We start from the raw sequence: 11,597 nt of genomic DNA, 5'->3' as shown, positions 1-11,597 counted from the left end.
ACAAGGAAATGCCTACGCTCGTCGTTTCCATCACGCTGTTCGTGCTCGCCCTGCTCATCGGCATCGAGGTGATCGGCAAGGTGCCTGCCACCCTGCACACTCCGCTGATGTCCGGCGCGAACTCCATCCACGGCATCGTCATCGTCGGCGTCGTCATCGTCGCCGCCGAGGCCAACTCGCCGCTCGCCTACGTGTTCATCTTCCTGGCCGCGGTGCTTGGCACGATGAACGTCGTCGGCGGCTACGTCGTCACCGACCGCATGCTCGAGATGTTCAAGTCCAACAAGAAGAAGGGGGAGGAGAAGTAAATGGCCTCCGCAACCGTCGGAACCATCGACATCGTCGCCTGGTTCGTCTACCTGTTCTCCGCCGTCCTGTTCGTCGTGGGCCTGCACTTCATGAACTCGCCCAAGACCGCCCGCAAGGGCAACCAGATCTCCGCGTTCGGCATGGTCGTCGCCGTCCTCATGGCGTTCATCGTGCTGTTCGCCAAGGGATTCATCAACACGATCGCCGTGGTCGTGCTCGTCGTCGGCATCCTCATCGGCGCGGTCGCCGGCGTCGTGTCCGCCAAGAAGGTCAAGATGACGGACATGCCGCAGCTCGTCTCCGTGTTCAACACGGTCGGCGGCGGCGCGGCGGCGCTCGTGGCCCTGAACGACATCCTCACCAAGGAGGGCCTGCCGGACATTGTCGTGCTCATCACCGCCGGCCTCGGCATCCTCATCGGCTCCGTCACGTTCACCGGCTCGCTCATCGCCGCCGGCAAGCTGCAGGGCATCAAGTGGGTGAAGAAGCTCGCCCTGCCCGGCAAGGGCGTGTGGAACGTGCTGTTCGCCGTCCTGTCCATCGTCGCGCTCGTCATGCTGTGCGTCCAGCCCGAGCAGCGTCTGTTGTGGTCGATCCTCACGACCGTGTTCGCCCTGTGCTACGGCCTCGTGTTCGTCATCCCGATCGGCGGCGCCGACATGCCCGTCGTGATCTCCGTGCTCAACGCCTGCACCGGCACCGCCGTCGCCATGTCCGGCCTCGCCATCGACAACGTCGCCCTGATTGTGGCCGGCGCTCTGGTCGGTTCGGCCGGCGTGACCCTGTCCATCCTCATGGCCCAGGCCATGAACCGTCCGCTGCTGTCCGTCCTCGCCGGCGGCTTCGGCGGCGGTTCGGGTGCGTCCGCCGCGGGCGAAGGTCCTGAAGGCACGATGAAGGAGACCAGTCCGGACGACCTCGCCGTCCAGCTCGTCTACGCCGAGAAGGTCATCTTCGTGCCCGGCTTCGGCCTCGCCCAGGCGCAGGCCCAGCGCGAGCTCGCCGATTTGGGCGAGCTGCTCAAGGCCCACGGCGTCGAGGTCTCCTACGCGATCCACCCGGTCGCCGGCCGCATGCCCGGCCACATGAACGTGCTGCTCGCCGAGGCCAACGTGCCCTACGAGGAGCTCGTGGACCTCGACGAGATCAACCCACAGTTCCCGCAGGCCAACGTGGCCCTGGTCGTCGGCGCGAACGACGTCACCAACCCGGCCGCCCGCCGTCCCGGCACCCCGGTCTCCGGCATGCCGATCCTCGACGTCGACAAGGCGCAGAACGTGGTCGTCATGAAGCGCGGCCGCGGCATGGGCTACGCCGGCATCCAGAATGAGCTCTACTTCGAGGACAACACGCAGATGCTGTTCGGCGACGCGAAGAAGAGCTTGCAAGCCGTCATCAACGCCGTCAAGGAATTGCTGGCCTGATGGAGCGTCTTCGTCGTTGCTCCTCGGTCGCGGTACCTTCGTACCGCTTCCCTCGGTGCGCCTAGAAGCCGCACACATCATGCCAGCAATTACATTGCTCGCATAATGGAGCGCCAGTCGCAGTGACGAAGGGCCGATTCCCCAATCGGGAATCGGCCCTTCGTCGTACGTCCTTCGCGGACGTCCCGCGCTAGAGTCCGAACACACGGGTGACGAACGCGGTGACGCGGCTCCAGTAGAGCTCCGGATCCGTGCTCGCGGCGAGGGCGTGGCCGGCGCCCGGCACCAGCAGCCGCTCACGGTCCGGACATGCGCATGCGGCGATGTTGCGGTCGAGGAACGCGGGGTCGACGAACATGTCCGCACCGCCGTGGATGAACATCATCGGAATGATCGTGCGACGCAGCGAACGGACGCAGGACGCCTCGGCGAACCCGTATCCGGCGACGCGGCGTGAGATCGACGACATGAGGTCCACGACCGGCACTCCCATCCATCGGCGGGGCAGATGATACATGCCCTTCGCGTTGAACAGGAACTGATCCCGCACCGACGTGTACCCGCAATCCTCGATCGAGGCCTTCACATTGCGGGGCAGGGCCGCCTCGCCGGTCGTCATCATCACCGTGGCGGCGCCCATCGAGACGCCGTGCAGCAGGATGCGGGCCTCGGGGTCGCTCGCCGTCACGAGGGAGAGCCATCCCAGCAGGTCGCGACGTTCCAGCCAACCCATGCCGATGTATCGTCCCTCGCTCAGCTCATGGCCACGCTGCGCCGGGACCAGCACGGTGAATCCCATCCGCGCGAACCGATGGGCGTATTTCGCCATGTCGGCGGGCTTGCCCGCATAGCCGTGCATGCAGACCGCGTACAGATGCGGCGCGGGGGAGGCGCAGTCCGGATCGAACAGCCACCCGTGGAGGCGTAGCCCGTCCTCGCTGCGCAGCGCCACCGGTTGCTTCGCCGTGTCGAACCAGCGTGCGGCTTCGGCCTCCTCGGCGGCGTCGTGGTGCGGTGCGGCGAGATACGACGCCGAGGCGCCGGAGGACATCAGCCGTTCCATCCAACGCGACCAGTCGAGGTCCAGCGACAGGTGGAACATCAGTTCGGCCGTCGCATATGTCCCCGCGGCGAGCAGTCCAGCGCCCGCGCCCGCCCCGATCAGCATGTTCCTGACGATTCGCTCCATTGCAGCTCGATTCCCTTGAAAACCATCGACGACACCAGTCTATCCGCCTCGTTGTCCCGCCGCCTCGTATACTTGGTTGCTGTTGCTTTGGCGAGGGAAGAAGCGGTTCCCCCATGGGAATCCGCGCTTCCGTTATCGACTCGGCGTGAATCATCCCTCCTTGGGACGTTCTGCGGCGCGTCGTGGCGTCAAAAGACAGAACGACAAGTGACACAACCCACTTAACGAAACCAACCAAGGAGCATAACCATGGCTACCAAGATCGTCCTCAACGGCGATGTCCGCAACGAGTTCGGCAAGGGTGCCGCGCGCCGCATGCGCGTCGCCAAGCTCATCCCCGCCACCATCTACGCCGGTGGCGCCGAGCCGAAGTTCATCGCCCTGCCGATGAAGGAGACCACCCTTTCCCTGCGCCACACCAACGCCCTGTTCGAGCTGAACTTCGGTGACGAGAAGGCCATGGCCGTCGTCAAGGACGTCCAGAAGAACCCGGTCAAGCGCATCGTCGAGCACATCGACTTCTACGAGGTCAAGGCCGGCGAGAAGATCGACGTCGAGGTGCCGGTGTTTGTCGAGGGCACCCCGAAGGGCGCCGCCGTCGCGTTCGTCGACATCCAGGAGCTCAAGGTCCGCGCCGACGTCGCCAACCTGCCGGAGCGCATCGTCGTGAGCGTCGAGGGCCTGACCGACGGCACCAAGGTGTTCGCCAAGGATGTCGTCCTGCCCGAGGGCGTCGAGCTCGACGTCGAGGATCCGGAGGAGTCCGTCGTGACCGTCGAGGTCCCGGAGGACGCCACCGAGTCCACTGCTGCCCCCGAGGCCGCCCCGGCCGCCGACGCCGCTGCCGCCCCGGCCGCGGAAGCCCCGGCCGCCAAGTGATCCGAGCCGGAGCGAATCCGGCCGATGGCTTCCCTGGAAGACCCGCGACCCCGGCGGCCGCGGGTCTTTTCATAATGTGAACCATGTCATATTCCGACGTCGGGGATGTGACAAAGTATCCCACAGCACCGCATGCCACGAGCGTGCGGCTGACCCTTCGCAATGAACGCCGTCCCATGGGCGGCCGAATGATAAAGAAGTGAACATGACTGAGAACACGCATCACGATCCGGCGGCGCTCGACAAGCTTGTCGAGCCCTTCACCGTACTGCCGAACGACAACCCCGCATCCGACGCCAAGCGCGCCGAGCTCATCGACAAGCCGGCGTTCGGACAGGTCTTCTCCGACAACATGACCCACATGACCTGGACCAAGGGCGAGGGCTGGGGCGACCGTCGCGTCGAACCGTACGCGCCGCTGAAGATGGATCCGGGCGCCTCCGTGCTGCATTACGCGCAGGAGTGCTTCGAGGGCCTCAAGGCCTACCGTCACGCCGACGGCTCCACCTGGCTGTTCCGTCCGGATGCGAACGCCGAGCGTTTCCAGAACTCCGCCAAGCGTCTGTACCTGCCCGAGCTGCCGGTCGACGATTTCATCGGCTCCGTCGCAGCCCTCGTCCGCCGTGATGTGAACTGGGTCCCGTCCCGCCGCGAGTACACGCTGTACATGCGTCCGTTCATGTTCGCCTCCGAGCCGTTCCTCGGCGTGCGTGCCCCGCACGAGGTCGACTACTGCGTGATCGCCTCTCCGTCCGGCCCGTACTTCCCGGGCGGCGTCAAGCCCGTGAGCATCTGGGTCGAGGACAAGTGGTTCCGCACCGGCCCCGGCGGCACCGGCTTCGCCAAGTGCGGCGGCAACTACGCCGCCTCCCTGCTCGGCGAGTACACCGGCATCGAGAACGGCTGCCAGCAGGTCTGCTTCGTCGACGCCGCCACCAAGACCTACCTCGAGGAGCTCGGCGGCATGAACATGATGGTCGTCCACAAGGACGGCCACGTGGAGACCCCGTCCCTCACCGGCAACATCCTGCCGGGTGTGACCCGCCGCTCCCTCATCCAGCTGCTGCAGGACGAGGGCCGCGACGTCGTCGAGACCATGATCGCCATCGACCAGCTGCTCGAGGACATCAAGTCCGGCGAGGTCACCGAGGTGTTCGCCTGCGGCACCGCCGCCATCATCACCCCGATCGGCCGCTTCAAGTCCGAGAAGTTCGATGTGACCGTCGCCGACGGCGGCTCCGGCGAGCTGACCGTGGCCCTGCGCAACAAGCTGCTCGGCATCCAGCTCGGCGAGATCGAGGATCCGCACAACTGGATGTGGAAGGTCTGCTGAGACCGTTCGAACATCCGTTCGACTGAAGGCCCCTCATCCCTTACGCGAGTAGGGGTGAGGGGCCTTGCTTTTTGGTTCAGTCATTCGGGCAAGGGGCCATTGGGCAACAACCCGGGCTATAGGAACCAAACGTGGTGTTTATGACTGGGGTTTGGCCTTGTGGCAGTAGGCGTGTCGGGGTGGTTTTAACACGATGTCGTGTTAAAGACCGTCGGTCCGGCCGTCCGGTGCCTGTTCGATGGGTGCATGAGGACGAAGTCGAAGAGGGCCCGGCTGTGCCCTGTATGCGGAAAACCGATGAGGCAGAACGGAAGGACGAAGGCCGGCTCCCAACGCTGGAAATGCACGGACTGCTCACTGGGGTCCACCGCGCCCAGAGCTGACAGGAAGCATGACGCCGACCTGCGGGCCTTCCTCGACTGGCTGCTTTCCGGCAGGACGCAGGGTGACATGGGCCCGGGGCCGCGCGCGTTTCGCAAACGCATCCAATGGTGCTGGAACATCCGACCCGTGATGCCGCCGTGCGCGGTGAGGCACCACACGGTGATGGCGGACGGCACGTACATGAACCATGATTGGTGCCTGATCGTCGCGATCGACGGCGGGACCGGCGAGGTGCTGGGCCTCCAGTGGTGCGAGCACGAGTCGAAGGCCGCGTACACGGCGCTGTTCTCCCGAATCCCCGCGCCCGACGTGCTGATCACGGACGGGCTGCGTGGCGCGGAGACGGCCTGCAACGCCGTATGGCCGGATACGAGGATCCAGCGCTGCCTGGTGCACGTGCAGCGCAACACGAGGACCGACCTGACATCGAAACCCAGGCTTGAGGCGGGCAGGGAGCTCAAGAAGCTCTCCGACAAGCTCACGAAGATCCATGACGCCGAGCAGGCGGCCAAATGGGCGGAGGCGCTCAACGCATGGCATATCAGGTGGAAGGACTTCATCGCCGAACGCACTTACGCGAGGGACGACCCGTCCAACCCGAAGGCCACGCGTCAGGAGTGGTGGTGGACGCACGAGGAGGTCCGCCGCTGCTACCGGAGATTGGAGAAGCTGTTCCGCGAGGGCAGGCTGTTCGCGTTCCTCGAACCCGGACTCACGGCCGGAGGCCCTGTGGCGCGCACCACGAACCGTTTGGAGGGCGGCGTCAACTCGCCACTCAAGCACGTGCTCCTCGACCACCACGGGCTACCCGAGGAACACATGAGACGCGCCTGCGAATGGGTGTGCTACATGAAAAGCGGCTCCCCGGACCCCACATCGCTGATCAGGCCCGAACACTGGAAGCCCCCGGTCAGCGTCCACACCCGGGACGAAGACGGCGGCGATTCGCCGAAGTCCTATGGCGACGGCATCCAGGCCAATAACCATGACGACCCCGCCAACGAAACCGGTTTCTATATCCGCAAGGGCCACGTCCGTTGACCCGCGGGCCAATGCGCATAGCCGTCATGCATGGAAATCATTGAATACACCATGCAAGTAGCGCAAAGCCTGATCGACATGATCGCGACCCTCATCCCTTCCGCGAATGGCGGCACCATGAACATCACCCGCGCCGGCTTCGACCTGGCCTGCGCCATCATCGGCGTCATGGGAATCGTCCATCGGGCTTCGGTCTGGATGCAAAAGGAAAGGCGGCAACGGAAAATCCTGCGACAGCACCCGCGCCATGCCCGGGAACTCTAAAACACCACGTTTAGTTCCTATAGCCCAACAACCCTTGGGGACCTGTCGGAGATACACTCGCGCGTCGCGATTGATAGATATCGACCCCGCCATGCCCATGGTGGGGTAAAAGTCGCGGGCGCAAGTCTTACGATTTGCGCCCGCTCATTTCACAAGGGGTGAGTTTACCATGAAACCACGTCTTTTACGAGCGTGTGGCATGGTGAGATGGTACGGCGTCTGCCGTGCATCCCATATCATGACTATAACCGTCTACAACGACGGATAATCCAGGAGGTGTGTTTTTCCATGGGCGCGGAGCATCGCCTTTTCGCCGCGATGGGGTAGCGTGTGACCGTAGGGAAACACCGAACGGGGAGGGGCATCGTGCAGGTCGCGTTGGAGAGCAACCTCTTCTTCATGCTGGTCGAATACGTGGCCGTGTTCTGCTGCGGTCTGGTGGGTGGTCTTGCCGCCGTCCATAAGGAGTACGACCTGTTCGCCATCCTCGTCACCGCGTGGCTGACCGCCTTGGGCGGCGGCGTGCTGCGCGACGTCCTGCTTGAGGTGCCGCCCGTCGGCATCACCGACAAATGGTCCGTGGTCACCGCGTTGGTCTCCGGTGTGGCCATCGCCGTGCTGCATCTCGAGGTCGACAAGCTCAAATGGTCGATGCTTACGCTCGATGCGCTGGCTCTCGGCTTGTTCGCCGTGATCGGCACGTCCAAGGCCATGTATCTCGGTTCCTCCGGCATGACCTCCGTCTTCCTCGGCATGGCGACCGCCTTGGGCGGAGGACTGGTGCGTGACATGCTGCTCAACGACGTGCCGATGATCATCCGCGACAAGCACTGGTACGCCGTGCCGTCGGCGCTGGGATGCGTGCTCACCGTGTTCGTCTGCAAGGGGCGCATCGCCGGGTTGCTCGACGCCGAGCAGGAGATCGCCTTGGACATCGTCATCATCGCCCTCATTGTCGGGCTGCGTCTGGCCTCGGTCATCTTCAACATCAAATTCCCGGGGGCGGTGGAGCGCCGTACCGTATATCTGCCGGGGGAGGGACGGTATCTGCGCAGACCGGACATCACGCCGAAGCCCAGGGATGGGGAAACGCCGAAGCGTTCGCGCTGGGACGACGACGGTGATGAACGGGAGTGACCCGCCTTCGTCGTCCGCGACACGCCTATGTGCCGGGGTTTCATTCCGTGTCCCGTTATCCGGGTGGCGTGCTATCATCTACGTTTCGTATGTCCTTATAGCAAACGTCGTTTGGAGTTACATTGGCAAACATCAAGTCGCAGAAGAAGCGCGTCATCACCAACGAGAAGGCGCACAAGCGCAACGTGGCCGTCAAGTCCGCGCTGAAGACCGCCGTCCGCAACACCCGCGAGGCCATCGCCGCCGGTGACAAGGCCGCCGCTGAGGCCGCCTACCAGGTCGCCGCCAAGAAGCTGGACAAGGCCGCCGGCGCCGGCGTCATCCACAAGAACCAGGCCGCGAACCGCAAGTCCGGTCTGGCCGTGGCGATCAACGCCCTGTGATTCATGGTTCCGCCCGTCATCGGGCGGAACGGCCGGAAGACCCCGCAGACCGCATCGTCTGCGGGGTCTTTCATGTCGCGTACACTAATGTGAGTTTGACTTCAGGCACGTCGAGTAGGAGGCATGCTTCAGTGGCCACCCAGCACAACCAGCCCGGTTCCACCGACCAGTCGTTGATCCGCAATTTCTGCATCATCGCGCATATTGACCACGGCAAATCAACCGTGGCCGACCGCATCCTGCAGCTGAGCGGCATCGTGCCCGAACGCGAGATGCGCGACCGCTTCCTCGACCGTATGGACATCGAGCAGGAGCGCGGCATCACCATCAAGTCGCAGGCCGTGCGCGTGCCGTGGACCTTCGACGGCACCGAATACACGCTCGGCATGATCGACACCCCGGGTCACGTCGACTTCACCTACGAGGTGTCCCGAGCGCTGGCCGCTTGCGAGGGCGCCGTGCTGCTCGTGGACGCCACGCAGGGCATCGAGGCGCAGACGCTGTCGAACCTGTACATGGCCATCGACCACAACCTCACCATCATCCCGGTGCTCAACAAAATCGACCTGCCCAGCGCCGAACCGGACAAGCACGCCGAGGAGATCGCGAATCTCATCGGCTGCGACGCGTCCGACGTGCTGCGCGTCTCCGGCAAGACCGGCGAGGGCGTAGCCGACTTGCTCGACCGCATCGTCATGGAGGTGCCCGCGCCCGAAGGCGAACCGACGGCCCCGGCGCGCGCCCTCATCTTCGATTCCGTATACGACTCCTACCGCGGCATCGTCACCTACATCCGTATGGAGGACGGCGAGCTGCACGACCGCGAGAAGGTCCACATGATGGGCATCGGCATGACGCACGATCCCATCGAGATCGGCGTCATCAGCCCCGACATGACCCGCACCAAGGCGCTCGGCGCCGGCGAGGTCGGCTACATCATCACCGGAGCGAAGGACGTGAGCCAGTCCAAGGTCGGCGACACCCTGACCTCCGCCGTGCGTCCCGCCACGGAGCCGCTGCCCGGCTACCGCGACCCCAAGCCGATGGTGTACGCGGGCCTGTTCCCGATCGACAACGCCCAGTTCCCCGAACTGCGCGATGCGCTCGACAAGCTCAAGCTCAACGACGCCGCCCTCATCTACACGCCGGAGACCTCCGTGGCGCTGGGCTTTGGCTTCCGCTGCGGCTTCCTGGGACTCCTGCACATGGAGATCGTCAACGAGCGTCTGTCGCGCGAGTTCGGTCTCGACCTCATCCAGACCGCCCCGAACGTCACCTACGACGTGACCTCCGAGGATGGCTCCGAACATCACGTCACCAATCCGAGCGAGTTCCCGGACGGCAAGATCAAGAAGATCGTCGAGCCGATGGTCGCCGCCGACATCATCACCCCCAAGGAGTTCATCGGCGCGGTCATGGACCTGTGCCAGGACCACCGCGGCCAGATGGGCACGATGGAGTACATCTCCACCGACCGTGTGGAGATGCACTACCGCATCCCGCTCGCCGAGATCGTGTTCGACTTCTTCGACCAGCTGAAGTCCCGCACCAAGGGCTACGCCTCGCTCGACTACCATGAGGACGGCGAACAGTCCGCCGACCTCGTCAAGGTCGACATCCTCATCCAGGGCGAGAAGGTGGACGCGTTCAGCGCCATCGTGCACCGCGACAAGGCATACAGCTACGGCGTGATGATGACGAAGAAGCTTCGCGAGCTCATCCCGCGCCAGCAGTTCGAGATCCCGATTCAGGCCGCGATCGGCTCGCGCATCATCGCCCGCGAGAACATCCGCGCCCTGAGGAAGGACGTGCTCGCCAAGTGCTACGGCGGCGACATCACCCGTAAGCGCAAGCTCCTCGAGAAGCAGAAGGCCGGCAAGAAGCGCATGAAGATGCTCGGCCATGTCGAGGTGCCTCAGGAGGCGTTCATCGCCGCCCTGTCCACCGGCGAGGATGCGAACGACCGCGATACCAAGGACAAGATCCGTGCCGCGCAGAAGACCGAAGGCTGATGTTCGAGGTCTACATCCACGTGCCGTTCTGCCTGCGGCGATGCGGATACTGCGATTTCAACACGTACACGGCCGTGGATCTCGGCGCCGGCGCCTCGCGGGGCAACTATGCCGACATGGTCGTGCGCGAGATGGAGCTCACGCGCGAATGGCAGCTCGCGCACGGCGTCGAGGAGCCGGCGGCGAGCACCGTCTTCCTCGGCGGCGGCACGCCCACGATTCTCTCGGCGGACGACCTCGTCGCGATGCTCGACGCCATCCGCCGCATCTGGGGCCTCGCCCTGGACGCCGAGATCACCACCGAAGCCAACCCGGACACCGTCAACGAGTACTACATCAACCGCCTCGCCGAAGGCGGCTTCACACGCATCTCCTTCGGCATGCAGTCCGCCGTGCCGCATGTGCTGAAGACGCTCGACCGCACGCATACGCCCGCGAACGTGGCGGCGGGCGTCAGGGCCGCCGCCAAGGCCGGGCTCCGGTCCAGCGTCGACCTCATCTACGGCGCGCCCGGGGAGAGCCTCGACGACTGGCGTACCTCGGTCGAAACGGCCATCGGCCTCGGCGTCAACCACATCTCCGCATACGCCCTGACCGTGGAGCCGACAACCAAGATGGGCCGTCGCATCGCCGCCGGCACCCTACCCAAGCCTGATGACGACGACGAGGCCGCGAAATACGAGATCGTCGACGACCTGCTCACGGCGGCCGGACTCGCATGGTACGAGGTCTCCAACTGGGCGAAGCCCGGATACGAGAGCCGTCACAACCTCGGCTACTGGCGCAACGTCGATTGGGCGGGCATCGGCCCCGGAGCCCATTCCCACTACAACACGGTCGCCGACAGCGAAAGCGCCGAGGCGCATGCCTTGCGCGCGTGGGACATCGCGCACCCGCGCATGTGGGCAACCGCCATCAACGAGGGCCGCATCCCGTGGGGCGGCAGCGAAACCATCACGTCGGGGGAGAACCTCGAGGAGCTCATCATGCTCGGCCTGCGCATCCGAGAGGGTCTCGACATGGACCGCATCAACCGGGCCATCGCCTCCGCACGCGGGGCGGACGAATCCACGCCCCTGCGTCCCATCGACGCCGCGCAACTGTTGCCGATGGTCGAGGAAGGACTCGTCGTCATCGAATCCGACGCCAGGAACCATACCCGCATCGTCCCCACGCGCAAGGGGCGTCTGCTCAACGACGCCGTCATCGAACGCGTCTTCGACCTCGCCGGCGTGTGAACCG

General features: G+C 64.7%; 11 protein-coding genes. 10 read left to right on the top strand and 1 reads right to left on the bottom strand.

Annotation, left to right across the window (positions count from 1 at the left end):
* Nucleotides 1–8: 8 nt before the first annotated feature.
* The gene (locus JS531_RS02815; RefSeq protein WP_101622745.1) at nt 9–308 is read left to right on the top strand and encodes an NAD(P) transhydrogenase subunit alpha; all 300 of its coding nucleotides are present in this window, start codon (nt 9–11) and stop codon (nt 306–308) included.
* Complete coding sequence (locus JS531_RS02810; protein ID WP_214312387.1) at nt 309–1,733, top strand: NAD(P)(+) transhydrogenase (Re/Si-specific) subunit beta; 1,425 nt, start codon at nt 309–311, stop codon at nt 1,731–1,733.
* A gap of 190 nt (nt 1,734–1,923) precedes the next feature.
* On the opposite strand, the gene JS531_RS02805 is transcribed toward JS531_RS02810, so the two are convergent.
* Nucleotides 1,924–2,901 (bottom strand): alpha/beta hydrolase, encoded by a 978-nt coding sequence (locus tag JS531_RS02805; RefSeq protein WP_346427753.1) that lies wholly within the window; start codon nt 2,899–2,901, stop codon nt 1,924–1,926.
* A gap of 270 nt (nt 2,902–3,171) precedes the next feature.
* Here JS531_RS02805 and JS531_RS02800 point away from each other — a divergent pair, with 270 nt between their 5' ends.
* From JS531_RS02800 to hemW, 8 genes are all read left to right on the top strand, one after another.
* Entirely contained in the window at nt 3,172–3,801 is a 630-nt protein-coding gene (locus JS531_RS02800) for a 50S ribosomal protein L25/general stress protein Ctc (RefSeq protein WP_214312377.1), read from the top strand.
* A gap of 205 nt (nt 3,802–4,006) precedes the next feature.
* Nucleotides 4,007–5,134: a branched-chain amino acid aminotransferase gene (locus tag JS531_RS02795; protein WP_214312376.1), complete on the top strand. Its 1,128-nt coding sequence runs from the start codon at nt 4,007–4,009 to the stop codon at nt 5,132–5,134.
* 246 nt (nt 5,135–5,380) lie between these two features.
* Nucleotides 5,381–6,559 (top strand): IS1249 family transposase, encoded by a 1,179-nt coding sequence (locus JS531_RS02790; RefSeq protein ID WP_214312374.1) that lies wholly within the window; start codon nt 5,381–5,383, stop codon nt 6,557–6,559.
* A 30-nt stretch (nt 6,560–6,589) separates the two neighbouring features.
* Entirely contained in the window at nt 6,590–6,823 is a 234-nt protein-coding gene (locus JS531_RS02785) for a hypothetical protein (protein ID WP_214312361.1), read from the top strand.
* A gap of 399 nt (nt 6,824–7,222) precedes the next feature.
* Nucleotides 7,223–7,960, top strand: a complete 738-nt coding sequence (locus JS531_RS02780) for a TRIC cation channel family protein (RefSeq protein ID WP_214312879.1) — start codon at nt 7,223–7,225, stop codon at nt 7,958–7,960.
* Nucleotides 7,961–8,082: 122 nt separating this feature from the next.
* Nucleotides 8,083–8,343: a 30S ribosomal protein S20 gene (gene rpsT / locus JS531_RS02775; RefSeq protein ID WP_214312359.1), complete on the top strand. Its 261-nt coding sequence runs from the start codon at nt 8,083–8,085 to the stop codon at nt 8,341–8,343.
* A gap of 131 nt (nt 8,344–8,474) precedes the next feature.
* Entirely contained in the window at nt 8,475–10,355 is a 1,881-nt protein-coding gene (gene lepA / locus JS531_RS02770) for a translation elongation factor 4 (protein ID WP_214312357.1), read from the top strand.
* Nucleotides 10,355–11,593: a radical SAM family heme chaperone HemW gene (gene hemW / locus JS531_RS02765; RefSeq protein ID WP_214312355.1), complete on the top strand. Its 1,239-nt coding sequence runs from the start codon at nt 10,355–10,357 to the stop codon at nt 11,591–11,593. Before lepA ends, hemW begins: the two co-directional genes overlap by 1 nt.
* Nucleotides 11,594–11,597 lie beyond the last annotated feature (4 nt).

This window comes from Bifidobacterium sp. CP2, assembly GCF_018555635.1.
Taxonomy (GTDB): domain Bacteria; phylum Actinomycetota; class Actinomycetes; order Actinomycetales; family Bifidobacteriaceae; genus Bifidobacterium; species Bifidobacterium saguinibicoloris.
The sequence above is the reverse complement of the archived record's forward strand: the minus strand, read 5'-3'. Positions and strand labels throughout refer to the sequence as shown.